The organism is Bacillus sp. lyk4-R2A-2 (genome assembly GCF_030209735.1).
Taxonomy (GTDB): Bacteria; Bacillota; Bacilli; order Bacillales; family Bacillaceae; genus Bacillus; species Bacillus pumilus.
In genome coordinates this window covers 750842-776312 of record NZ_JARVRK010000006.1, presented here as the reverse complement: position 1 = coordinate 776312, position 25471 = coordinate 750842, and the positions used below count along the sequence as shown (strand labels likewise).

The 25471-nt window shown below is 41.5% G+C and carries 24 protein-coding genes and 2 riboswitches; of the genes, 16 read left to right on the top strand and 8 right to left on the bottom strand.

Annotation, left to right across the window (positions count from 1 at the left end):
* Positions 1 to 3: 3 nt before the first annotated feature.
* From QRN39_RS14845 to QRN39_RS14835, 3 genes are all read left to right on the top strand, one after another.
* Positions 4 to 2385 (top strand): immune inhibitor A domain-containing protein, encoded by a 2382-nt coding sequence (locus tag QRN39_RS14845; RefSeq protein ID WP_137054169.1) that lies wholly within the window; start codon positions 4 to 6, stop codon positions 2383 to 2385.
* Positions 2386 to 2592: 207 nt separating this feature from the next.
* Positions 2593 to 2847, top strand: a complete 255-nt coding sequence (locus QRN39_RS14840) for an ORF6C domain-containing protein (RefSeq protein ID WP_012011773.1) — start codon at positions 2593 to 2595, stop codon at positions 2845 to 2847.
* Between the two features lie 5 nt (positions 2848 to 2852).
* Entirely contained in the window at positions 2853 to 3224 is a 372-nt protein-coding gene (locus QRN39_RS14835; RefSeq protein ID WP_050944576.1) for a DUF1304 domain-containing protein, read from the top strand.
* A 34-nt stretch (positions 3225 to 3258) separates the two neighbouring features.
* On the opposite strand, the gene QRN39_RS14830 is transcribed toward QRN39_RS14835, so the two are convergent.
* Positions 3259 to 3423, bottom strand: coding sequence for a hypothetical protein (locus QRN39_RS14830; RefSeq protein ID WP_003214630.1), 165 nt, complete (start codon positions 3421 to 3423; stop codon positions 3259 to 3261).
* Between the two features lie 253 nt (positions 3424 to 3676).
* Between QRN39_RS14830 and QRN39_RS14825 the strand changes: the two genes are divergently transcribed.
* The 11 genes from QRN39_RS14825 to bglH all read left to right on the top strand — a co-directional run bounded on the left by QRN39_RS14825 (position 3677) and on the right by bglH (position 16090).
* Positions 3677 to 4333 (top strand): type 1 glutamine amidotransferase domain-containing protein, encoded by a 657-nt coding sequence (locus tag QRN39_RS14825; protein WP_003215149.1) that lies wholly within the window; start codon positions 3677 to 3679, stop codon positions 4331 to 4333.
* Between the two features lie 141 nt (positions 4334 to 4474).
* Positions 4475 to 5602, top strand: coding sequence for a hypothetical protein (locus QRN39_RS14820; RefSeq protein WP_284907519.1), 1128 nt, complete (start codon positions 4475 to 4477; stop codon positions 5600 to 5602).
* A gap of 56 nt (positions 5603 to 5658) precedes the next feature.
* Positions 5659 to 5762, top strand: a riboswitch (TPP riboswitch).
* Between the two features lie 87 nt (positions 5763 to 5849).
* Positions 5850 to 6536 carry a thiaminase II gene (gene tenA, locus QRN39_RS14815; protein WP_050944574.1) on the top strand — a complete coding sequence of 229 codons (687 nt, stop codon included), beginning with the start codon at positions 5850 to 5852 and terminating at the stop codon, positions 6534 to 6536.
* Positions 6533 to 7132: an ECF transporter S component gene (locus tag QRN39_RS14810; protein WP_050944573.1), complete on the top strand. Its 600-nt coding sequence runs from the start codon at positions 6533 to 6535 to the stop codon at positions 7130 to 7132. Before tenA ends, QRN39_RS14810 begins: the two co-directional genes overlap by 4 nt.
* A complete protein-coding gene (locus QRN39_RS14805; RefSeq protein ID WP_137054173.1) occupies positions 7107 to 8705 on the top strand; it encodes an ABC transporter ATP-binding protein in 1599 nt (532 codons plus the stop codon). Before QRN39_RS14810 ends, QRN39_RS14805 begins: the two co-directional genes overlap by 26 nt.
* Positions 8695 to 9429, top strand: coding sequence for an energy-coupling factor transporter transmembrane component T family protein (locus QRN39_RS14800; protein ID WP_106035748.1), 735 nt, complete (start codon positions 8695 to 8697; stop codon positions 9427 to 9429). The genes QRN39_RS14805 and QRN39_RS14800 overlap by 11 nt, the downstream gene beginning before the upstream one ends.
* A 150-nt stretch (positions 9430 to 9579) precedes the next feature.
* Entirely contained in the window at positions 9580 to 10419 is an 840-nt protein-coding gene (locus tag QRN39_RS14795; RefSeq protein ID WP_106032041.1) for a methyl-accepting chemotaxis protein, read from the top strand.
* 172 nt (positions 10420 to 10591) lie between these two features.
* The gene (locus tag QRN39_RS14790) at positions 10592 to 11407 is read left to right on the top strand and encodes a YwqG family protein (protein ID WP_003215325.1); all 816 of its coding nucleotides are present in this window, start codon (positions 10592 to 10594) and stop codon (positions 11405 to 11407) included.
* A gap of 224 nt (positions 11408 to 11631) precedes the next feature.
* On the top strand, positions 11632 to 12465 hold the full coding sequence (licT, locus tag QRN39_RS14785; RefSeq protein WP_058013317.1) for a BglG family transcription antiterminator LicT: 834 nt from the start codon (positions 11632 to 11634) through the stop codon (positions 12463 to 12465).
* 327 nt (positions 12466 to 12792) lie between these two features.
* A complete protein-coding gene (locus QRN39_RS14780; RefSeq protein WP_106029439.1) occupies positions 12793 to 14700 on the top strand; it encodes a beta-glucoside-specific PTS transporter subunit IIABC in 1908 nt (635 codons plus the stop codon).
* Positions 14672 to 16090 carry an aryl-phospho-beta-d-glucosidase gene (gene bglH / locus QRN39_RS14775; protein ID WP_137054176.1) on the top strand — a complete coding sequence of 473 codons (1419 nt, stop codon included), beginning with the start codon at positions 14672 to 14674 and terminating at the stop codon, positions 16088 to 16090. The genes QRN39_RS14780 and bglH overlap by 29 nt, the downstream gene beginning before the upstream one ends.
* Before the next feature lie 54 nt (positions 16091 to 16144).
* On the opposite strand, the gene QRN39_RS14770 is transcribed toward bglH, so the two are convergent.
* The 5 genes from QRN39_RS14770 to QRN39_RS14750 all read right to left on the bottom strand — a co-directional run bounded on the left by QRN39_RS14770 (position 16145) and on the right by QRN39_RS14750 (position 22301).
* Entirely contained in the window at positions 16145 to 17269 is a 1125-nt protein-coding gene (locus QRN39_RS14770) for a 5-methyltetrahydropteroyltriglutamate--homocysteine S-methyltransferase (protein ID WP_253622014.1), read from the bottom strand.
* An 87-nt stretch (positions 17270 to 17356) separates the two neighbouring features.
* Positions 17357 to 17469, bottom strand: a riboswitch (SAM riboswitch).
* Between the two features lie 81 nt (positions 17470 to 17550).
* On the bottom strand, positions 17551 to 18870 hold the full coding sequence (locus QRN39_RS14765) for a gluconate:H+ symporter (RefSeq protein ID WP_065099236.1): 1320 nt from the start codon (positions 18868 to 18870) through the stop codon (positions 17551 to 17553).
* Between the two features lie 52 nt (positions 18871 to 18922).
* Positions 18923 to 20344, bottom strand: a complete 1422-nt coding sequence (locus QRN39_RS14760; RefSeq protein WP_284907514.1) for a four-carbon acid sugar kinase family protein — start codon at positions 20342 to 20344, stop codon at positions 18923 to 18925.
* A 7-nt stretch (positions 20345 to 20351) separates the two neighbouring features.
* Complete coding sequence (gene garR / locus QRN39_RS14755; RefSeq protein WP_003215219.1) at positions 20352 to 21245, bottom strand: 2-hydroxy-3-oxopropionate reductase; 894 nt, start codon at positions 21243 to 21245, stop codon at positions 20352 to 20354.
* A gap of 198 nt (positions 21246 to 21443) precedes the next feature.
* Entirely contained in the window at positions 21444 to 22301 is an 858-nt protein-coding gene (locus QRN39_RS14750; RefSeq protein ID WP_199852792.1) for a MurR/RpiR family transcriptional regulator, read from the bottom strand.
* A gap of 161 nt (positions 22302 to 22462) precedes the next feature.
* On the opposite strand from QRN39_RS14750, the gene QRN39_RS14745 reads away from it, so the two are divergent.
* On the top strand, positions 22463 to 23140 hold the full coding sequence (locus tag QRN39_RS14745) for a DUF3298 and DUF4163 domain-containing protein (RefSeq protein WP_050944564.1): 678 nt from the start codon (positions 22463 to 22465) through the stop codon (positions 23138 to 23140).
* A gap of 79 nt (positions 23141 to 23219) precedes the next feature.
* Here the strand turns inward: QRN39_RS14745 and QRN39_RS14740 are convergent, their stop codons facing one another.
* Together QRN39_RS14740 and pepT are read right to left on the bottom strand one after the other, a co-directional pair.
* Positions 23220 to 23399 (bottom strand): hypothetical protein, encoded by a 180-nt coding sequence (locus QRN39_RS14740; protein WP_003215411.1) that lies wholly within the window; start codon positions 23397 to 23399, stop codon positions 23220 to 23222.
* A 288-nt stretch (positions 23400 to 23687) separates the two neighbouring features.
* Complete coding sequence (gene pepT / locus QRN39_RS14735; protein ID WP_253622016.1) at positions 23688 to 24920, bottom strand: peptidase T; 1233 nt, start codon at positions 24918 to 24920, stop codon at positions 23688 to 23690.
* A gap of 226 nt (positions 24921 to 25146) precedes the next feature.
* Here pepT and QRN39_RS14730 point away from each other — a divergent pair, with 226 nt between their 5' ends.
* A complete protein-coding gene (locus QRN39_RS14730) occupies positions 25147 to 25470 on the top strand; it encodes a WXG100 family type VII secretion target (protein WP_212045718.1) in 324 nt (107 codons plus the stop codon).
* The last annotated feature ends 1 nt before the right edge of the window (position 25471 follow it).

The window sequence follows — 25471 nt, the reverse complement described above, 5'->3', positions numbered from 1 at the left end:
AAAATGAAAAAAGGGAAATGGACGAGCATAGCACTAACGGCTGTCCTCGGTTTAGGCACATTGACAGCTTTCAGCACCCCACTATCTGCCCACACTACAGAAAAGTCAACATCCTCAGACGGCGGTCATTATTCAGGTATTCCATTCGATGCAAGTGTTGTGAATGAAGACCGTCTCATCAAAGCCTTGAAAAAACAAGGAAAGATCAAAAAGAATGCCAATGAAGCAGAAACCCAAAAAGCATTAAAGAAATATCTAAAGAAAAAAGAAGAATCTGCTATGAAACAAGGTGCAAGCACCTTAACAGAAGAGCCTGAATTTCTGAAAGAATACAAACAAAAGGTACATAACAAATTAGCCAAAAAGAAAAAGTTAAAGAAGCATAATGGAAAAGAAAGCAATCATGTAAAACCGGTCAAAAAGGAAAAGTATAAAGGCGAAGTTCGCAATGATAAGGTATTGGTTTTATTAGTAGATTTTAAAGATTATAAGCATAATAGTATTAAAAAAGAAGAGACTGATATGTACTATGACAAGTACGATCAGCAGCACTATCAAGACATGCTTTTCGGAAAAAATGGCTACATCGGTCCAGATGGGAAACGAAAAGTATCCATGAAGCAATATTATGAGAAACAGTCTGGCGGCAGTTACACGATCAGTGGAACGGTGGCTGGCTGGTATACAGCGAAGCATGAAGCAGCCTATTATGGCGGGAACGTACCTGATGAATCAGGCAGTGACGGCAGACCGCGTGAATTGGTGAAAGAAGCACTCGAAGCAGCAGCAAAGGACCCGAACATTGATCTCGGTGAATATGATCAATGGGACCGCTATGATATGGATGGCGACGGCGTTTATAACGAACCAGACGGCATCATTGACCATCTGATGGTCGTTCATGCTGGCGTAGGTGAAGAAGCTGGCGGCGGACAACTTGGCTCTAATGCGATTTGGTCGCACCGCTGGTCACTTGGTGATGTATTTGAAATTCCAAACACTGAATCTGAAGTTGGACAAGGTGGGAAATTAGGCGCGTTAGATTACACCATTGAGCCTGAAGATGGCGCGGCAGGCGTATTCACACATGAATTCGGACATGATCTTGGTCTTCCTGATGAGTACGATACACAGTACACAGGAGGAGGCGAGCCCGTTTCCTACTGGTCGATCATGTCAAGCGGAAGCTGGGCAGGTAAAGTCCCTGGAACGGAACCAACAGGCTTTAGTCCATATGCGAAAGAAATGCTTCAAAACTTGCATGGCGGTAACTGGCTTACTGGACAAACCATCGATGGTAAAACATTAAAGAAAAGCAAAACAGTGCTGATTGATGAAGCAGCAACAAAAGGAACGAACCATGATGCGGTTCGGGTAGATTTACCAGATAAAGAGATTGTTGTCACAAAACCTGCTCAAGGACAAAATTCGTACTTCAGCGGAACGGGTGACAATTTAAATGCGACCATGACGACAACAGGTATCGATTTGTCGAAAGGGAGCAAAGCAGAGCTGACATTTAAAGCATGGTACGATATCGAAGAAGATTATGATTATGCGTATGTAGAAGTTCGTGAAACAGGAACTGATCAGTGGAAGACCATTGCTGGTAACATCACGAACGATCGAAATGAAGCTGGAGCGAACGAAGGCAATGGAATTGACGGAAAATCAGACGGATGGGTAGATGCAGCATTTGATCTTTCTGCTTATGCAGGGAAGAAAATTGACCTGCAATTCCGCTATACAACCGATGCAGGCTATTCACTGCCAGGCTTATTTGTAGATGATTTAAACATCACTGCAGATGGGACGAAAGTGTGGTCAGATGATGCCGAGGGCACATCTACTTTCACCTTTAACGGATTCTCGAAATCGAATGGAAAACAATATGCAGCTCAATACTATTTACTAGAGTGGCGCTCATATGCTGACGTCGATAAAGGGTTAAAGCATATCAAACGAGGGGCAAGCCTCATGAGCTATAATAACGGTTTGGTCGTGTGGTATGTCGATCAATCCTACAGTGATAACTGGGTAGGAAAACACCCAGGGAACGGTTTCCTTGGGGTAGTAGATGCAGATCAGCAAGTATTGAAGTGGAGTGACGGCTCCATTGCAGCCACAGGTTTCCAAGTACATGATGCAGCATTTTCTTTGAATCCAAGTACGAAGCTCAATATTGATTATACAGCGACAACTGGCTTAACGTTGGTAGATCGCTATATTCGCCCGACTCGTACATTTAGTGATAAAAAGAATTATGTGAATCCAAATAATCCAGATGCAGGGCGTGATGTCCCAACATACGGTCTATCCTTTAAAGTTGTTGGACAAAGTAAGGATCGTTCTGTTGGAAAGGTATTAATTTCTAAAAGTAACTAAACAGAAAGCCGGATTCTACCATTGAATCCGGCTTTTTGCTATGGTAATAAACTGTTTTTGATGAAAAGGGCGGCTTTTTGGTCGAATGTCTGTTCTTTTTTATTTTGATATCCGAATGAAATCATTATATAATAGAGACTGGAAGGTTTTTCTTTCATACATGGTTCTTTTTAGCTGTTAAAACAAAGGAAAGGATGAGCGTTACCAATGAGTTGTGTCACTGCTAAGCAATTAAAGGTGATTAGAGGGACGATGCAGACTTTTTGCAGCCATTTGGAGTATGATGGTCACGGTAAGCTTCATATCAATACCATCATGGCTTTTATTAAAAAGGAGTTTGGTGTGAGGAAAATGAAAGACATTCCACAAAGCCGCTTTACTGAAGCGCTTGAATTAATACAAGACTTTGATTTATACACGGATAAAATAGAGATTCGTGATCGTCTATCAGAAAGGAATTAACTAAATTGAATATTTTGGCAATAATACTAGTAGGAATTGTCGCATTAGAACACCTTGTCATTATGTTATTAGAAATGTTTTTTATGGAATCAAAGATGGCAAAGAGATCCTTTAAGCTGCCAGAACACTTGCAAAAGGATCCAAATGTAAAAGTGATGTTTGCCAATCAGGGGCTTTATAACGGGTTTTTAGCTGCAGGACTGATTTGGGGGCTCATTCTCGGATCGAATACTGTTGGATATATGATTCAGCTATTTTTCATTATTTGCGTGATCATCGCTGCGGTATTTGGCGGTGTGACCTCTAATAAATCAATCATCGTCAAGCAAGGAGTACCAGCGCTTCTTGCATTAATTGCGCTTATCCTGGCAATTTAACCATAAATAAAGTCGCCCGAGTAAAGGGCGGCTTTTATCTTTTTCGAAGACCCATTAGACGAATAATGGATGTCAGACATAGCGCAACGGCAACAGCCAAAATAATTTTTCCATACATGACCCCTGTTAAGTTCATCAAAAAGACGGCCAATATGATACAGAGCGTGATGATGATCATCACAATCGAATAGGTTTTCATCTCTTTTCCACTCCTTTAAAAGTCCCCTCACATCCGTGAGGTCTATCCATCTTACCTCATATGATATCACTCAATGACAATTTTACATGAAATTCCCTACCAATAGAATGTGACATATTGATTAGATTAATGACATGCCATATTTTTCAGAAAATCGGGTATACCATAAAGAGTTGCACCGAAGTTCGATTGCTTGATATTTAATTGTGCAAAATGTAAAATGAAAACATGATAAATCGAAAGGATGATCAAGGTGAGTAAGAAAGTGTTATTAGTATCGACAAGCAGTTCAGAAATGAACGGACATCCAACAGGCTTATGGCTAGAAGAGTTGGCAGAGCCATTTCATATTTTTAAAGAAAATGAACTAGACGTTCAAATTGTCTCTATTCAAGGTGGAACTGTCCCTATTGATAAAAATTCAATTCCAGAAGGTGTTCCAGCGCAATATGAAGATGTATATGAATTACTTCAAGACACAAAGGCGCTTACAGATGTGAACCCAGCTGATTATGATGGCATCTTCTTTGCGGGAGGACACGGCCCAATGATCGATTTTGCGTCTAATCAACTGGTAGCCGATGCAATCTTAGCTATTTCAAACAAAAATGGTGCAGTTGGAGCTGTTTGTCACGGCGTTTCAGCATTCATTGATGTGAAGGATCAAGATGGCAAATCATTTATCGAAGGTAAAAAAATCACAGGCTTCACAAACGAAGAAGAGGAAGCTGTTCAGCTGACATCAAAAGTTCCATTTTTATTGGAAACAAAACTTCGTGAGCAAGGGGCAGCGTTTGAAAAAGGAGATGCCTTTGCACCATACGCTGTAGTTGACGGACAAATCATTACTGGACAAAATCCAGGTTCTAGTGCAGAAACAGCACGCCTGTTTGTTAAAACCATTTCATAAAGTGATCAAAAAACCAGTCGTAGCAAATACGGCTGGTTTTTTGTCATAAAGATTTCCTAAAAAAGACCATAACAATGAATGAAATAATGGTAAAATATTCACAGGGTAAAAAACCCAATTGAGGAAAAAGGGGATGTTCCTGTGAGAGCATTATATGGAAAAATCACTGCAGCTTTATTATCCATTCTACTCGTCACAACAGGTTTATTTTCACCAGTATTAAAAGCAGAAGAAGCACCGAAATCAGATGGGAAATTGTCACCACTGACGGAAAAAGCCATTCAGCAAGTGCAAGACTCGTTTTTGAAACAGGATGAAGGAACCGCTATCCAAAAGAAGCAGCTAAAAAAATCTTTTAAAGTAGATAAGAAAAATGGAATCAGTATCAAACGAAAAGCCGCTAAAGATGGTAAGATGCGTACATCTTCCGTTCGCTCCATTGATGGACTAGCCATCAACCAATCGGTTGTCTTATCAGAGGATGACCCAGTCGATTTATGGTTGTTAAGTACGACTTCACCTCAGGCACTCATCAGCCGAATTACCTCTTCAAATCCCGATTATTTCGTACAATTATTTGTTGTTGATTATGAAACTGGACAAGCTTATCCGACGGACTTGATTCAGCCAGCAGGCAGTCTCCTTGGTTTGACCAATTTACCAGCAGGTGACTACGCATTCGGTATCACAAGCGGTGGAAATTTCGGAGACTCTTACACGTTACAAGTGAATGCAAAAAATCCACCCAATTTCACAGGGGCTGTTTCCCTCTCTTCCACCCTGCAATACTTTGTAGCTGAGTATGCGAATGGGGATGTTTTCGCTAATGGTACAAAAGTGTATAACAAACAATCTAAGACCGCCGATTATAAATGGGAGCGTGTATTTTATTTCTCCTATGACGGAAAATATGATCAGAGAACCCATTCTGTTGAAAGTGTGAAAGTGAAAAGTATTTCGGCACCAGTATCGTACTCTGCTCCTTATGCGAGTTCATCTGAGGCCATTCTCGTCTACTTAGATGTGGAGACGTTATTTATGTATCATGAATCATCGTTTGCTAGCGGGCAATACTACCATAGTAGCTTTGTTGATACACTTGGAAAGACAACGCCAAGGCGTTTAGATATTGATGATATGACAAATTACGGCGATCATATTTTAGCTGTTGATTTGAAAACGGGAAAACCAATTGATTTCTTCAGTGTCCTTAATTTTTACTATGCTGCAGGGATCGAAAAGCTGCCTACGATCAGAACGTTGAATTAAGAAAGGCGGTTGACAGCAAATCTCTACATGTGTAGAGTAAAGATAATTAAATGACAAAAGTCCACTAGGGGAGTCATGTATGACTGAGACAAGAGAAAATCTTGGACCCTTTGAACCTGATCTAGTTTGTACTAGCGGAGGGAAGTGGAGCTGGACCTCGTCTTATTCATGATTGAATCGATAAGAAGGCCGCTCCATTTGGGGTGGCTTTTTCATATATTCAACTGAAGAAGAGGAGGCTTTTTTTATGACGTTTTCAGCGCAATTAAGAGAAGAAACAGAACCATTATTTGAAGCCATTTATCAGCATCCGTTTGTCAGAGGGCTGGCAGCAGGAAAGCTGGAAAAGGAACAGATCATTCATTACGTCAAACAAGATGCAGAATATTTACATGCTTTTATTAAAATTTATGCAGCGGCTCTTAGCAGATGTACAGACAAAGGAGATATTGCCTTTTTCCATCAGCAGATTGCGTTTGTACTAGATAGTGAGACACACCCTCATCAAAATCTTTGCCGAGTGGCAGGTGTATCATATGATGAGCTCCAAGGTGCCCCGCTTGCTCCGAGTGCTCATCACTATATTCATCATATGCTGCAAGTTGCCAAGGAAGGCACGCTTGGAGAAATCATCGCTGTCCTGCTTCCATGCCCTTGGACATATTGGGAAATCGGGAAACGAATGCTCGCAGATGTGCAGCCTGACCCTTCACATCCGTTTTATGAGTGGATCACGTTTTATGGAGGTTTAACCGACTCTATTACAGTAGAGCTTTGCAAGCGGCTCGATCAGCTGGCGGAAGCAGCAAGTGAGAAAGAAAAGGAAAAAATGAAACAGCACTTTATCTTAAGCTGTCAGCTTGAGTACAAGTTTTGGGATATGGCGTTTACGGTGGAAGATTGGCCAGTTCCATTGGAGGTGCATTCATCATGACATGGAAGATGAAGGAAGTTGTCCTTGCTGTCATTTTATCCGTAGCATGTGGTGTCATCTATTTAGGGTGGTCCACACTTTACTTACCCATTACAGCACTTGTTGGCCCAGCAGGAGGCAACATCATGTTTGGCATTTGGGTAATTGCCAGTCCAATCGTAGCGTATATCATCCAAAAGCCGGGAGCTGCCCTGATTGCAGAAACAGCCGCTGCCGCAGTGGAATTACTAACAGGCAGCCACTTCGGTCTTGCAGCCCTGCTGATTGGTGTATGCCAAGGGCTTGGGGCAGAAATTGCTTTTGCTCTTTTTGGTTATAAACGATATCGCATGTGGACACTGATGCTGTCAGGTGCCTTTGCAGCTGTTGGAGCAATGGCTTACAGCCTCGTTGCGAATGGCTTTGGTTATTACACGCCTCAAGTTTTACTCATCACACTGATGACTCAAATCATCAGCGGAATGATACTGGGCGGATGTTTAGCAAAAGTAGTGGTGGACGCATTATCTAAAACCGGTGTATTGAATCAATATGCCATCATGAAAGAAAAACGAAACAAAGGTGAACAGCATGGATTCATTTCTCGCGTGCAATAATCTCACTGTCCGTTTTTATGAACAGCCTCAGCCCGTGTTGCATCAAATCTCTCTTTCCATTCAAAAAGGAGAAAAGGTGCTTATTTTAGGGCCAAGCGGCAGCGGTAAATCCACGCTCATCTCCGTTCTGGCTGGCATCATTCCAGAACATTTAGAAGCGGACATGCAGGGCGAAGTGATATTGCAAAGACATACAGGCGTCATGTTTCAGGACCCTGATTCCCAGTTTTGTATGCATCGCGTCAATGAAGAAATTGCCTTTAGCTTAGAGAACCGTTCTGTCCCTCGTGATGAGATGGATGGCATCATTCAGCAGCTCATGCAAAAAGTCCAACTTGATGTCGATCCGAATACAGACATCCACACATTATCTGGCGGCATGAAGCAGCGATTGGCGCTTGCTTGTTTACTAGCGTTAGAGCCAGATGTGCTGTTCTTTGATGAACCGACCGCACAGCTTGATCCAGCAGGAAGAATGGAGATATTTCAGCTTCTACAGCAGCTTGCAGCTGATCAGCGACAAACCATGATTTTTGTAGAGCATGTGCTAGATGGTGTCATTGAATGGATGGACCGGGTGATTTTATTAGACGATCAAGGCAGCATCTTAGCAGATGGGTCTCCAAAAGATGTATTGACGACATATGAAAAAGAAATGAAAGAGGCAGGAATTTGGAGGCCGAAATTATTTCCCGAGAAATGGTCTACGATCCTTCAAGATCCATTTCATCCAATGAGTCACAAGCTTATGCAAACCTTTGAAGCAAGAAAGAAGCAGAATGAAAAAGTGCCGTCGACTAAGCGGGAGACCATCATTCGTTCAGAAGATCTTCAATTAAGCTACGGGAAAAAGAGGATTATGAGTGATCTTCAGCTTGATATCAAAGCAGGGGATTGGGTGGCGATCATTGGGGAAAATGGAAGCGGGAAAAGCACATGTCTTAAACATTTGGTTCGTTTAGAGCCAACGAAAAAAGGCCACATTTTTTTAAAAGAGACACTCCTTAAAAAGTGGTCAGACCGAGAACTATATGAAAAGGCAGGCTTTGTGTTTCAAAATCCGGAGCTTCAATTCATACAAGATACAGTGTTCGATGAAATTGCATTTGGTGGAAGGCAGCGTAATTGGCAAGAATCCGTTGTGCAAGAAAAAACAATTCAGCTGTTGAAAGAGTTCGGTTTAGAAAAACATGCAAAAGCTCATCCTTTCACTTTAAGCTTAGGTCAAAAAAGAAGGTTGAGTGTGGCCACAATGCTCCTTTTTGATCAGGATGTCCTATTGTTAGACGAACCAACTTTCGGACAGGATGAAAGAACAGCGAAGGAATTAATCAGGCGCTTGAAAGAGCGTCAACGCCAAGGTACCACAATTTTAATGGTCACACATGATATGGACCTTGTCGATGAGTGTGCCGATCAAGTGCTTCTTTTTCATCAAGGAAAGCATGTGTATGATGGCACGCCTTATGATTTGTTTTCAAATCAGGACTTTGTCGATGCTTATCAGCTGAGAGCCCCGCTGCATTATCGCTATGTGGCTGAAAGAAAGGATGTGCTGACGATTGCAAAGTAATCACTCCTTTCTTTCCACTGTGAATCCAGTCATCAAATTACTCGCTCATCTGCTTGCGATGTGTTGTCTCATGGCGATATCTGATCCTAAAACAACCTTCATCATCTGGCTGTTTGCACTTTGTGTTGGACTTGTCTTAGGCGGATGGAATTTGAAGTATCTTTTCACAAGACTTGTCCCTTATCTGCTCTTTTTTATTCTCGTGTTCTGGATGATGGCGGCCTTTGGCAAGGGGGATCATACTGTTTGGAAATGGGCATGGTTTCATATGACAGAGGAGAGTTTAAGAAATGGACTCACCATCGCTCTCAGAATGCTTGGCTTTGTGACATTCGGTCTTTTGTTTACGTCCACAACAGATTTGACAGCATTTATGATGAGCCTCATTCATCAGTGCAAAATGTCGCCAAAATGGGCGTATGGAATGCTTGCTGGCTTCCGGTTTATTCCGTTATTTCAAAGTGAATTAAAGCAAATGAAGGCGGCACATAAAATCAGAGGCTATAAGCAAAAAAACAGCTGGAAAGCCTTTATGCGTTATGCACTTCCACTTTTTACACAGGGCGTACGAAAATCAGAACGTTTGGCCATTGCGATGGAAGCAAGAGGCTTCACGGGTGAGAGGGAGCGGACGTATTATCATGTCATCAGCACTTCATGGATCGACTATATGTATCTTTTGCTCATCGTTATCAGTGTCTTGATATGCATGTCTTTTTCTTAAAAACCCCCCACATTCTCTTGATAGAATGTGGGCTTTTTATATGTCTTAGGTCATTTGATTGATATTAGTACACATTACAGGCTGTAATAGATCTTATAACGAACCGATAAAGAGAATGTACTGAGAAAAAGAGAGGATGAACGTGAGCGAATGTCACAGAAAATTGATAACATAATAGACGCTTTACCAATCATTGGACTAGCTATGAGAGAGCAACTAACCTTTTCTGTTTTAGGGAAAGAGAAGGTTCTTTATTATCAGCAACACGGAAACATTGACCTAGGGTTTAAAGCTGGAGATATCGTAGCTCCAGGATTCGAAAACTTTTCTATGTTGAAAAATGGGAGAGAGCCATCGTTTATCCAAATTCCGAAAGAAGTATACGGGATTCCAATGGATATTGTAGCCGTTCCAATTAAAGATGAAGCGGGTCAAGTAGTCGCTGCTTTCTGCGTTGCCTATGATCAGACCAATCAACAACGATTAGATGACATCATGACAGAGAGCAACCAAGCTTCCGAAAAACTAGTCGCAATGGTACAGCAAGTTGCTGCACATTCAGAGGAACTACAAGCGACAAGTGAACAAATTCTACAAAACACGAAAACCACTGTAGAAAATTCCTCTAAAATCAATCAAGTGTCCAATCTTATCAAAGGTATCTCTGATCAAACGAACTTACTTGGACTCAACGCATCAATTGAGGCTGCAAGAGTAGGTGAAGCAGGAGCAGGATTCGGAGTGGTCGCAACGGAAGTGAGAAAGCTGTCAACTCACGCCAAACAAGCGACGACTGATATTGAAACAGCGCTAAAAGATGTACAGGGGTCGATTAAAGGAATGGAAGAAGAAATAGCACAAATTGTCGCTTCTTCTGAGCATCAAGCAGAGCTTGTAGGCACGTTCACAAAAATTATTGAAGGTCTTCATGAAACAAATGAAACGATGAAATCACTCGCAGAAGACTTAGTGAATTATCAAGTGAAATAAAAAATAGATCGACCACAACCTCCAGATCAATCGGAGGTTTTTTTCGTTTTAAGGTAAGGAACTTGTTAGGATATTGACCGATTGATCGCTGACAGGCAGTGTACACTTTTGTATGATAGAAAAAGAGATACTACCCTGGTCAGTAGACCTATTCATAAGGAGGAAGACCATCGTGACACAATCAGCGAAGCTACAAGAAATCATAGCACCTTACCGTAAAATGTTAGATCAAACGGAACAGCCAACGATTCAACTAAAGATGAAACAAGGAAAAACAGGACCATACGACAGCAAAATTGCAGGTGATCCTTACTTCCCTAAAAACGATGAATATCCAGTTGATGGTGAAGGACACCCTATGAAGCTTTTGGCACAAATTAATTTTGGCCAGCTGCCGAAGCTGAAGGATTATCCAGAAACAGGACTTCTGCAAATTTTTATTTCTGTGCATGATGATCTTTATGGGATGAATATTGACCAAAAAACAGAGCAAAAAGATTTTCGGATCAAATTTATTGAGGAACCTTTCTTGGCAGAAGAAGAGTTGTTGACTGATTTTTCTTTTGTGAAAATTCCTGATGATTTTTATTTTCCTGTAACGAAGGAAGGCGCCATTACAGGTGAACGATCAAGTGAAACGATTAGTGTAGAAGATTTCCGCTTTGAGAAAATCACAGGTAAGCGAAGCTGGGACCTATTCGAAGATATAGAAGGTATTGATGGAGATGAAGCAGATGCCTTGTTAGATGAATTTTATGAGACAGAGAGTGGCTTTGGTCACAAATTGGGTGGATATCCAGGCTTTACACAAGAGGACCCGCGTACCTACGAAGACCAGGAACATACCGTTCTGTTATTACAAATCGACTCAGATGATGAAGTGGACATGTTGTGGGGAGATTGCGGAATCGCCAACTTTTTTATCAAACCAGAAGACCTCAAACGAAAAAATTTCGAGAATGTCGTCTATAATTGGGATTGCTCCTAATTTTGTAAAAAACACTCTTTATAGAGTGTTTTTGTGTATGTTTTTAGACTTTTTTGCCCCTATTTCGTCATTTTTGAGAGGTAATATGTCATTCTTTCTAGTTGACCGTATCAAAAAAAAATGTAAAATCATCTTAAAGTCCTCTTTTTTGAAAATAATAATAACATGACATATCAATCAACAATGAGATGCTCGAAAAAGCGGAATGTACTGGGGGGTATCAATTGATCATTTCGAAAGTAATCAATAATAATGTGGTCAGTGCGTATGATGACGAGCAGCATGAGCTGGTCATTATGGGCAGAGGGATCGCTTTTCAAAAGAAAAGTGGCGACCCGATTGACGAAGAACGTATTGAGAAAGTATTTTCCATTCAAAATAAAGATATATCAGAAAAATTCAAAACCCTGCTTTATGATATTCCAATCGAGTATATGCAAGTGTGTGAGGCGATTATTGATCATGCGAGAACAACCCTTAATAAAAATTTGAATGACAGTATCTATGTGACACTGACAGATCATATCACCTTTGCTATTGAACGTCATCAAAAAGGAATGGACATCAAAAATGCCCTGCTCTGGGAAATTAAGCGGTTGTATAAAGATGAGTTTATGTGTGGTGTAGAAGCGATTCGGATTATTCAGGACAAGCTCAACATTCATCTTCCTGAGGATGAAGCCGGTTTTATTGCGATGCACATTGTCAATGCAGAGCTCAATGAAGAAATGCCGAACGTGATTCAAATTACCAAACTCATTCAAGATATTTTAAATATCGTCAAGTATCACTTTCAAATTGATTTAGACGAGGAATCATTAAACTATTTCCGTTTTGTCACGCATTTGAAGTTTTTTGGACAGCGTCTGTTTAACGAAACACAAATGGAAAATCAGAATGAATTCCTGTATGAGGTCGTAAAAGAGAAAAACACTGCAGCTTTCCAATGTGCTGAGAAAATTAACGATTATGTTCAAAAAGAACACAACCGAAGTCTCATAGAAGATGAGATGCTATATTTAACTTTGCATATCGACAGAGTGATAAAAAGAAAATAAATTTAAAAAGAAAGCGTTGACATCATAAAATTAACATGATACTTTATAACTATAAACAACATAACCCACAATCTTTTAGGATTGTTACTGGTCAAGCAGGCAAAACCTAAATCATTGTCCCTATCTTTGATAAGGCATGATTTAGGTTTTTTTATATCCAAAGACTTATAAAAATTAAATAACGATCAATCGCTATGAAGGATTGTTACTGGTTAAGCAGGCAAAACCTAAATATCGATTAATGTCTGAATCGCTATTTTTCGGACATTAATGGATGTTTAGGTTTTTTCTATATCATGATTTAATCAACGATTGGAGGGTAATACAATGAACCACAAACAAACAGCAAAAGAAGTTCTAGAGCTTGTCGGCGGTGAAAAGAATGTTAAGCAAGTCACGCATTGTATGACAAGACTTCGCTTCAACTTATACGATGAAGGCAAAGCGGATAAGGAGAAGCTGCAATCAACAGACGGCGTCATGGGTGTGAATCAAAGCGGAGGTCAATATCATGTCATTATTGGCAATGATGTTTCAAATGTCTATCAAGCGATGATTGCTGACTCAGGACTGTCAACAGATGTAAAGTCAGGCGGTACAGAAGAAGCATCAAAACAAAATGTGATATCTAAGCTTTTCGATTTTATCTCTGGTGTCTTCACACCGATTCTTCCAGCCATTGCTGGTGCCGGTATGATCAAAGGGATCTTGGCACTCATGCTTACGTTCCAGTGGATATCGGATAAAAGCAGCACATATGCAATTTTAACAGCTATCGGCGACGGAGCCTTTTACTTCTTACCGATTCTGCTTGCTGTAAGCGTAGCTAAAAAAATTGGCACAAATCAGTATATCGCCGCTGCCATTGCAGCTGCCGCACTGCACCCGCAGTTAACGGCTTTACTAGGCGCAGGAAATACAGAATTTCTAGGGCTACCAGTGGTTGCCGTTGTGTACTCTTCATCGGTCATTCCGATTCTACTCACCATCTGGCTCGGCTCATATGTTGAAAGATTCGCGGAAAAATATAGCCCAAAATCATTAAAGATCATCCTTGTTCCAACGGTCACACTTCTTGTCGTAGTACCAATTATGCTTATCGCAGTAGGACCGCTTGGTGGGATTATCGGAAATGGCCTTTCAGGTGGAATTGATTTATTGTTCAAACATGCAGGTATTTTGGCCGGACTCTTGATCGGCGGCTTCATGTCACCATTGATCATTACGGGCATGCACTATGCACTACTTCCAATCATGATCAACAACATTACGTTAAACGGTTTTGACTTCATTCTTCCAATGATGTTTGTAGCAAATATGGCACAAGCAGGCGCAGCATTCGGTGTCTTCTTAAGATCAAAAAACAAAACATTCAAATCATTGGCGATGTCTACAAGTATCACTGCATTAATGGGTATTACTGAACCTGCTATGTATGGTGTGAACATGCGATTGAAAAAACCGTTCCTTGCAGCCCTCATTGGTGCAGCAGCAGGCGGCGTGTTCATGTCAATCTTTAAAGTAAAATCATATGTGATATCTGGATCAGCAGGTCTCCCGGGTCTCCCGACATTCATTGGCCCAACATTTGTCTACTCTATCATCGGCTTAGTAATCGCCTTTGTCGCAGCAACGATCATGACACTTGTTCTAGGATTCAAAGATGTACCAGTGAAAGATGATACAAAAGCAGACAAACCAGAAGAAAAGAAAGACACAGCAGCACTTCAAAATGAAGTGGTACAAAGCCCGCTTGAAGGTCAATTAAAGCCGCTAAATCAAGTAAATGATGCAACATTCTCTAATGAAATCATGGGTAAAGGTACAGCTATTGTCCCAGCAGTTGGACGTGTAGTAGCACCATTCAACGGCAAGGTTGAAACCATTTTTCAAACGAAACATGCCATTGGCTTAAAGAGTGACCAAGGCACTGAGCTTCTCATTCATGTTGGAATTGATACGGTGAAGCTCGGCGGAAAACATTTCACAAGTCATGTAGAGTCAGGTGATCTTGTTCAAGCAGGAGATGTGCTCGTTGAATTTGATATCGAGGGCATTCAGCAAGAAGGCTATGATGTCACCACACCAATTATTGTGACCAACACAAACGATTTTGCACAAGTTGATGCGAAAACAGAAGGCACGATTTCAGTACAAGAGACACTGCTCACAGTCAGTGTAGAAGAAAACGAGGAGGGCATTCAACATGAACAAGTTAGAAAAAACATTTCCTAAAGGTTTCTTATGGGGCGGCGCTGTTGCGGGCAACCAAATTGAAGGTGCTTATAATAAAGATGGAAAAGGCTTATCGACAGCTGATGTATCACCGCACGGGATTATGCATCCATTCGATGAATCAATGAAAGACTTGAACTTATATCATGATGCGATTGACTTCTACCATCGCTATAAAGAAGATATTGCACTCTTTGCAGAAATGGGATTCAAATGCTTCAGACTATCCATTTCTTGGCCACGTATTTTCCCAAATGGCGACGATGCTGAACCAAATGAAGCAGGCCTTGCTTTTTATGACAGAGTATTTGATGAACTGCATAAGCATGGAATTGAACCAGTTGTCACGATTTCTCATTATGAAATGCCGCTTGCACTTGTGAAAAACTACGGCGGTTGGAGAAACCGTAAGCTTGTCGATCTTTATGAAACATACGCGAAAACGTTGTTTACTCGCTATAAAGACAAAGTGAAATATTGGATGACCTTTAATGAAATCAACGTCGTGTTACATGCGCCTTTCACTGGTGGCGGACTTGTATTTGAAGAGGGCGAAGACGAGAAAAGCATTCAATATCAAGCAGCGCATCACCAATTTGTTGCAAGTGCTTTAGCTGTCAAAGCAGGACACGAAATCATTCCTGATGCGAAAATCGGCTGTATGATCGCAGCGATGACAACTTATCCGTACAGCTCAAGACCAGAAGATATGTTTGCAGCGATTGATCAAGATCGTAAAACATTGTTCTTCTCAGATGTACAGGCAAGAGGCTACTACCCAGGTTACATGAAACGATACTTCCGCGAAAATGGAATTCATATTGAGATCCAAGATGGTGATGAAGACATCCTAAGAAACCATACAGTGGACTATATTGGCTTCAGCTATTACATGAGCTTTGTGACAAGTACAGATCCAGAGGTTCTTGGACAAGTGACTGGTGGTAACCTATTTGAAGGCGTGAAAAACCCTTATCTAGAAGCAAGTGATTGGGGATGGCAAATTGATCCAAAAGGACTTCGTACAACACTAAACCAACTATATGACCGCTACCAAAAACCATTGTTTATCGTAGAAAATGGATTGGGAGCTGTCGATCAAGTAGAAGAAGACGGTTCCATTCAAGACGATTACCGAATTGATTACCTCAGAAGCCATTTGCTAGAGGCGAGAGAAGCCATTGCAGACGGAGTAGACTTGATGGGTTATACAAGCTGGGGCCCAATTGACCTTGTCAGCGCATCAACAGCTGAAATGAAAAAACGCTACGGCTTCATTTATGTCGACCGTGATAACGAAGGAAAAGGTACATTAGATAGAAAGAAAAAGAAAAGCTTCGATTGGTATAAACAAGTGATTGCGACAAATGGTAATCATTTAGATGCATAAAAGAAAAAAGACAAACCGTTCATACTGCGGTTTGTCTTTTTTTCGTCAAGGGGACTATGAAGTCCACACTTGATCTGCAATCTCAATCACATGACGAAGCTTTTCCCATTGCTGCTCTTCTGTTAACAAATTGCCTTCCTCCGTTGAGGCGAACCCGCATTGCGGACTCAAGCAAATCTGGTTAATGTCAACGTATTGAGCTGCTTCCTTGATTCGTTTTTTAATCTGTTCAGCAGGCTCAAGCTCACCATATTTTGAAGTGACAAGCCCTAGTACGATTTGGAGGTTTGGGTTCTTCACATAGCGAAGGGGTTCAAAACCGCCAGAACGATCGTCGTCGAATTCTAAAAAGAGACCATCCAGATCTAAGCCGTCAAAAATCGTTTCTGCCGCTGCTTCATAACCGCCTTCAGCTGCCCACGTCGATTTAAAGTTACCACGGCAAATGTGCATAGTGATCACCAAATCCTCTGGACGATCGGCAACTGCTTCATTGATTGTTTTCGCAAATGACTCACGCAGTTCATCTTCTTCTCGGCCAAAGGCTTTGATTTGTTCATGCCCTTTTTCAGAAAAGAACACGGCCCATGCTGTATCATCCAGCTGCAAGTAGCGGCAGCCTGCATCATAAAAAGCACGGATGGCCTTCTTATACGCCTGTGCCACATCATGGTGGAATGCCTCTAGGCTGTCGTATACTCCTTCTTCAAGCTTTCCACGGAAAAAGAGCATATTCGGACTTGGAATCGTCATTTTAGCCGTATGATCCCCAGCGATGCTGTGAAGGAATCGATAATCCTCCAGCATTGGATGATCTGTAAAATCAATCTTGCCCGTTACCTTGATGCCCCGTGCTTTTGTCGTCGTATTGTGGAATTGAATACCTTGATCTGCTTCAAATCCTTCGACCCCATCGAGCCCCTCAAGAAAGTCAAAATGCCACCAAGCACGTCTGAATTCGCCATCTGTGACAACCTCTAATCCAATTTCCTTTTGCTTCTCAACAATACGAGTGATTTCTTCATTTTCAATTTGTCGGAGCTGCTCTGCTGTCAGTGTGCCGTCTGCTTTTTGCTTGCGTGCTTCCTTGATACGTTCTGAACGAAGTAAACTGCCTACTTGATCTGCGCGAAATGGCGGTTTCGTTGTTTTCTTTCCAATGCTTTGTACTTGTGTCATGCTGAATCCCTTCTTTCTACAGGTTAAAAATCAAATAAAAAAGCTCTTCCTTGGATAAGGAAGAGCATCATATACTGAGAGAACTCTGCCTTATCTTCAAACAAGCATCTGCTTGCTTAAGGAATTAGCACCATTCTGTTCCGAGGAACAGCGGTTGCCGGGTTTCACAGGGCCAGTCCCTCCACCACTCTTAATAAGGTTACCTTTTGATTCAATTTTCTTAATAAACATAATTATTCAACTTTTCCGAGAGAAAGTCAATGGTTTTTACAGTTAATTTTCTACATGAACAAATCAGCGACGAGAACACCCGCTAGTCCGACAAGTGAAAGAACGGTCACCATCAATGTCCACGTTTTAAAGGTTTGGGCCATGGACAGGTTAAAGTATTCTTTGTAAATCCAGAAACCCGCATCATTCACGTGAGAGAACGTAATACTGCCAGCACCTGTTGCGATCACCATTAATTCTGGGCTCACACCTGTCAATCCAATCAAAGGAGCAGAAATGCCAGCCGCTGTGAGACCGGCGACGGTGGCTGATCCTAAAGATACACGAAGGACCGCAGCAATCAACCAGGTGAGAAGCAGTGGAGAAAGCGTGCTTCCTTGCATGATTCCTGCAATGTATTGATCAACCCCGCTATCAATGAGCACCTGTTTAAAGGCGCCGCCACCTGCAATAATTAATAAAATCATGGCAATAGAACCGATAGAATCTGTGATCGACTTCATCACATCCTGCATGCTCTTGCCTCTGCCAAGTCCAAACGTGTAGATAGCAAGAAGCACGGAGATTAACAGTGCAATCGCCGGTTCACCTAAAAACTCAGCGGTTGGCAGTAATGGGGAGGACGGGAAGAAAATTTCTAAAACTGCTCTGAATGTCATGAGCAATACAGGCAAAACAGCGGTGAAAATGCTAATGCCGAAGCTTGGCATTTCTTCTTCTGTAAATTCCTTTGGATTAAATAAGTTCTTTGGAATATGTGCGTGCAACTGATCTTTTTTAAATAGTTTCGTAAAGAGAAGTCCGCCTACTAAAACAGCAGGAATCGCTAAAATTATCCCAACTAATAAGGTTTGTCCCATGTTTGCTTGAAATACATTTGCAATGGCAGTCGGCCCTGGGTGAGGAGGGAGGAAGCCATGTGTGGTGATGAGTGCAGCGACGAGCGGCATACCCACATAAAGCACAGGTAGTCTTGCAGCTTGTGCGATCGTAAAGACTAGTGGAATTAAGATAATGAATCCGGTTTCATAAAATAGAGCAATTCCGATCACAAATCCCGTCAGCATCGTTGCCCATTGAATTTTTCCAATACCGAATCGGTCAATGAGTGTCATTGCAATACGCTGAGCTCCGCCAGAATCAGCCATCAATTTACCAAGCATCGCCCCAAAACCGAGAACGAGTGCGAGGTGACCGAGCGTACTGCCGAGTCCTTTTTCGACGGAAGCAATCGCTTCAAGTGGTGACATTCCTTCTAAAACAGCAACAATTAAAGAAACAATAATCAAAGATATGAAAGCGTTTAACTTAAAGACAACCATGAGTAAAAGCAATAATAAAACGCCAAGTCCGATAAACACTAACGACATGATCTTTCCTCCTTTGTGGTGCATAAGGGAGCGCGAAAACGCCCCCTATGCTTTATCCTTCAAGTATGTCTACAGCTTCTTTTAACGTATCCCTTGAACCAACATTTCCCGGGAAAATCACATAAGACATGAAAGGGAATTTGCTATCTTCGCCTGTTTGCCAAACGGGAATGCCTGGTCTGATCTGCCCTGCCACAGTTGCGCGTTTCACGTGAAGTCCTCTAGTTCCAATATCGCTGGAGGTAATGCCACCTTTGGCAATGAGATACTTAGGGCGAATTGTGAGACGCTGGACAATGCTTGTCACAGCATCACTAATTTTTACAGAGAGCTTTAATTCTTCCTCCTGACGATCATCCCCAAGATCAAGCCGTTCTCTTCTTGTATAAACCGCCACAGATTGACCAGATGCTAATAATGCCTCGGTTTGCTGAATCACGCGGTCAATTTCTTGTTGAAATGCTTCAGGCTCCAGCACGAGGTGTGTATTAAATTCAATAAAAGCTACCTCTTTATTTTGTTGAAGCGCTTTTAATTGATCTGTTGTCTTCTTCACATGAGAACCAATCATAATGAGACCACCGTGCGGGCTTTGTTCTTGTATCAAGTCATGTCTTGTTAATAAGGCACGATCCTCTATACCGCCAAGAACTTTTGTAAGTGCCGCCGCACTTCTGAACATGAGTTGCTTTCCTGCTTGAATGGCCTTAATGAGAGCGGTGACAAAGACTTTGACATCGTCATAGTCCACAGCGTTTACAACCACCTTTTTAAAATCGGTCACACTCATGAGCTGTTTTTTTATTTGATCAATTCGTAAAGCCCGTAGATCATCTAACGAAATGTAGGTGGTGTTCTCTTTCGTGAACGAACCGTCTGACTTTTCTTCAATCCATTCTCCGAGATGAGATGACTGAAAGCCGAATGTGCGATCTCGTGCAAATTCTGTTTCACCAGCAGGAATTAATTCGTGTCCTTCTTGGACGTAATGAATATTGTTGATCGTCAAGCGTCCACCTTCTTGGAAAAAAGGAAGAAGGATTTCTCCATCGAATTGGCGTGAGCTTTGTTGTTCAATCGTGGTTCTGAGTACTCCAGTTTCCAGAGGAAAGTGTCCACGAAGAGTGGAATCTCCTCGGCTGACAATAATGAAATTCTGATCAACCCGTTCCGCTACCTTCACAATTGTGGAAGCGATTGTTTCGTGCACAGCAGTCGTTTCCTTCTCTGTCATACTGCGAGAATTGGTCAAAATAAAGAACATGCGGCTGTCTTCAAGAAAACCGGCTTCGATGCTTTCTTCTGACCAATCGGTGAAAACAGAGACGCCATGTACGGTTTGAATCCCTGTTGGATCATCATCTAATACAATGACTTTATGATGAAAGCTGTTCAGTGCTTGTTCGTATGCTGATTGAATGATCTTTGCATCCGCTTTCGGAATGGCATTCAGTATGTCAGTGCTTTTCTTCATGACCATCTCATCCCTTCTTCACTTCGACATGAGCCATTTTTTCGTAATATTGAACGATGCCGCCATGGTCAAGCCCAGATTTTCCGTCCGCTTTGAGGGCGTGGAAGATTTCAAGCAGCTGGCTAGAAAGCGGGAGAGGAACGCCGATATCATGAGCAGTTTCCATCACATTGGTTAAATCCTTTAAGTTGATGTCGATACGTCCGCCTGGTTCAAAGTTTCGTTCTAAGATGAGAGGGACCTTTGCATCGAGAACGGCACTTCCTGCCAGCCCGCCGCGAATGGCTTCATACATTTTGTCAATGGCAATGCCCGATTTAGCGGCAAGAACGAGCGCCTCGGACATAGCGGCAATATTTAAGTTGACGATGATTTGATTGGCGAGCTTCGCTGTTGTTCCGCTTCCATTTGTGCCAACTAATACGACCTCTGTGCCCATCGCAAGCAGGACATCCTTCACTTGCTCAAAGATGGTTTCTTCGCCGCCAGCCATGATGGCAAGTGTTCCGTCTATTGCCTTCGGTTCTCCGCCGCTGACAGGTGCGTCGATAAATTCCACCTGATGCTGTTTTGTAAGAGCAGCTAAAGCTCTAGAAGTAACAGGGGAAATTGAGCTCATATCTACGACAACAGTGCCAGGTTTAGCTGTAGTTAAAATGCCATGATCACCTGCAACAACTGCCTCTACATGCTCTCCTTTAGGAAGCATTGTGATGATGATATCGCTTTCAGAAGCGGCATCAGCTGCTGAAACAGCACCTTTTGCTCCGGCTTCTTGTAACGCTCGAATCGCTTCCTCATTTAGATCGAAAACAGTCACAGTATGACCGGCTTTTAATAGGTTGAGTGCCATAGGCTTTCCCATAATACCTAATCCAATGAATCCAATTTTCTTTGTCACATTGAACGCCTCCTATATAGAAAACCCTTATAAAAAGCGCTTTCTTTTTCTTTTGTTAGTATATATACTATCTTTTTGTTTTAATAGTAGGAAATAAACTATTATTCATTTAATGTACATGACGTGATAGGAACGTGTCAACGGAAAATATGAGAAAAGTCACAAAAAAAGACCGGAATCAGCTCCGGCCTTTTGCGTTCATGTTTTATTTTTAGCTACGGCTAATCGAGATTGTTTCACGTTTTCAATGGCATCTGATCCTAGTTCTAAAACAGCGGCGACGTATAGTACATCAATGATTACAAGCTGGTTAATACGGGAGATCATAGAGTCAGATCGATAGGTTGTCTCCCTGGAAGAACTGAGCAGATGAAAGTCAGATCGCTTTGCGAGCTCTGATTTCGGATAGCTGGTGATAGAGGCAACCTTTGCTCCCTTTTCTTTAGCAAATTGCACGGCATCAAGAATTTCTCTACTCTCTCCTGAATGGGAGATCGCAACGATAAAATCGTGTTCCGTGGCGTGAGTAGCAATCATGTTCATCATATGCGGATCACTGCATAGACTCACTTCAAAACCAATCTGGAGGAACTTATGATAAGCATCTCCAGCAATAAAGCTGGATGCACCGGCTCCAAAGAAGACGGTTTTATGTGCCTGCTTCATTTGTTCAATGAATTGTGTGACGGCTTGGTCTTCTAATATATGCTTCATATCTTGAATAGAGTTTGTTGTTAACTCTATGACCTTATGTTTAATGTCAGCTACACTATCGGATGCCTCGATCTCACCGTATATGGATTGAGGCGTATTGGTTGCAATATCCTGTGCGACATGGACACGAAACACTTGGTACGATTCATAGCCAATTTTTCGTAGAAACCGAAAGATCGTCGTTTCACTAGTATTGCATTCAGCAGCGAGTGCACTAATGGAATGAAGCACAACTTTCTGAGGATTTTCTAAAATGTAATTGGCAATCTTTTTTTGGGTCGGAGACAAACTATGAAACGTCGTCCGAATGTGACTAAAAATATTCTCTTCTATGATAAACACCACACTTCATCTAGCATTCTACATTAAGCATACAGGAACTTATGAAAACGGTAAACAAACCCGAAGTGGGAAAAGAAAGAATAAAATGTAAATACTGCTTTTTTTGGTTCTTTTGTCATGGTATACTCAATTGGTAATAGACAAAAATGGGGGTTTTTACTATGACAATGAAAAAAGGCCTAACGATCAGTCTGATCATTTTTTCACTGATTGTTTCGTTGTTTGCGCCAGTTGGATCTGCGGATGCCAAACAAGCAAAAAAAGCAAAAGTAAGCACACACTATTATAAAAAGAAAAAAACATTCAAATATGCACAGGTGAAAAACCTAAGCAAGGCGCATATGAAAACCATCAATCGTGATTTAAAAGAAGATATCGCATTCTCTTATTCTACGTACTTGTTCTTAAAGGACGAAGCGAAAAAGGAAGGCTTTGGGAAGATCACTTACGAGAGATCGTTTAAAACGAAATTTAACAATGGGAAGAAGCTCAGTATCTTAAACTATGATTACATGAATGATGGTGGAATGCATGGGGATACGATGGTTTCCAGCATGAACTATGTGTTGACAAAGAAAAAGACAAAGCAGCTGTTCTTGACAGACGTTGTGAAAACGAAGAAAAAGCGTACGAAAGTGAGAGATTATGTCTATAACTATACAAAGAAACATAAAAGTAAATTCTATGCGAACCTGAAAAAAAGAGACATTGAAATCAACTACAACACGCAGTATTACTTCACGAAAAAGGGAATTGCTGTTGTCTTCCAGCCATATGAAATTTCACCTTACTATGTAGGAATTCCTGTGATTCAAGTTCCTGCGAAGGTGTATAAATAAAAGGAAAAACGACCAATGAATCTGGTCGTTTTTTTATGTACTCACACAAAAGAGCCCCATATGAGGCTCTTTTTCAGATTTATACTTGTTTAGGTGCATCGTTTAGTGGGTGACGGCGTTTTCCGTTGTAGTGGCGGCGCATACGAAAGATTTCAAACTCCGAAAGCTCTGCGCTTTTTCGTTTTGGTGTGCGGTTATCTTTTTTGAAAGAGAATAGTAAGTAGCAGCAAAGTGAAGCGATAATCAATAAAATCATCATATGACATTCCTCCAATTCATCCTATTCTTTAAGTGTAGACAGGGTGAGTGTTGTTTATAACTGAAAATATGCAGCAGAATCGGTTTAGTTCTTAAGGTTTAGGTGATCTGCTAATTTAGGTCTAAAATACTGGTTGTTTTTAACTATTATATTTCCAGTTATTGCACTCGTCAAGAAGAATTTTTCTGGGGTTGTCTCTATTAGTACGAATAAATGTCATAAAAGTTTCAGAAAATTGTAAACTTTTATTAAAAAACCGTTCCCGAACAGGAACGGTTGTAAACATATTTATGCTTTTTCTTCAAATAGACGGGCGATTTCAACGATGACTTCTGTTGCTTTCACCATGTTCTCGACAGAAATAAATTCATATTTACCGTGGAAGTTTTCCCCGCCAGTAAAGATGTTTGGCGTTGGAAGACCTTTATATGAAAGCTGGGAGCCATCTGTACCGCCGCGGATCGGTTCGATCACAGGTGTCACTGAGCGGTTTTCCATTGCTTCATGGGCAATATCCACAATATGTTTCACCGGCTCAATTTTTTCTCTCATATTATAATATTGATCTTGAATTTTGAGATTGATGCTGTTTTCTCCGTAAATGGCTTTTAAGTCATTTGCTATTTTTTCAAATAGTGCTTTGCGTTCGTTAAATTTGTCTTTATCAAAATCACGAATAATATATTGCAGCTCTGCTTCTTCGACTTCTCCTACAAACTTCGTGAGATGGAAAAATCCCTCGTAGCCTTCTGTGTATTCCGGAGATTCATCAGAAGGAAGCTTGTTATGGAAGAGCATCCCAATCTTCGCAGCGCTGACCATTTTGTCTTTTGCTGTCCCAGGGTGGACGTTGTTTCCTTTAATGGATACTTTCGCACCTGCTGCGTTGAAGCTTTCATATTGCAGCTCCCCGAGCGGTCCTCCGTCAATTGTATACGCATAGGAAGCGCCAAAGGCATCAACATCAAATTTGTGCGGCCCTCTGCCAATCTCTTCATCGGGTGTAAAGGCGACGCGAATTTTCCCATGCTTGATTTCTGGATTTTCAATTAAGTAATGCATGGCGGTCATAATTTCTGCGATACCAGCTTTGTTATCTGCACCAAGCAAGGTTGTGCCATCTGTTGTGATCAGCGTATGTCCTTGATACTTTTGTAAATTTGGAAACTGTGATGGAGATAAAACGATATGTAGTTCATCATTTAAGGTGATGTCGCCGCCTTGATAGTTTTCATGAAGCTGCGGTTTCACATTCTTGCCGGTGAAGTCAGTAGCTGTGTCGATGTGAGCCAGGAAGCCAATGGTCGGCACGTCTTTGTCTGTGTTAGATGGGATCGTTCCCATGACATAGCCGTTTTCATCCATTGTCACTTCTTGAATCCCGATGGATTTCATTTCTTCAACTAGCTGTCTCGCTAAGTTCAACTGTCCTTCAGTCGATGGGCAGCTTTCCTTATCTGCATCCGACTGCGTATCTACCTTCACATAACTTGTGAAACGCTGAATCATTTCCTCTTTCATGTATACGTCACTCCTTTTGTAGAATACGTTCATTTTATCATGTCTTGAATGCGCTTCATAACAAGAAAGGCTTTCTCTGGCAATTAGAGAGGAAAAAGACCTACTTTCATTTGGTGATGTGTTGAATGGTTCTTTAGGGTGATTTTTTTGGGTGTCTTTTTATTTATAATGAGGACATATAAAATCATCCATTTGTACGTTAAATTGGGAGAAAGGGGTGCGAAAGTTGGATTCTAGTCAAACGCTGGCACTCGCTCAAAAGTTTCAGGAAGCAGCTGATGAGATTCGGCAGTCAAAGCAGCTGCTGGAGAATCGGCTCAAGGCAGTAGGATCAGGCTGGCAGGGAGAAGCAAGGAATAAATTTGATCAAAGCTTTGAGGAAACAACGGCACGCTATGATCAATTCGAAAAGGACTTGCTTGAAACAAGTCAGGAACTGCGCGATGCAGCGGTCAAAATCGAGGAACGGAAAGCTGAAATAGCCAGAATGGAAGAGCTTGAGCGAAAGAGACGAGAAGAACGGAGAGAAAGAAACCAAGAAGGGAGATGAT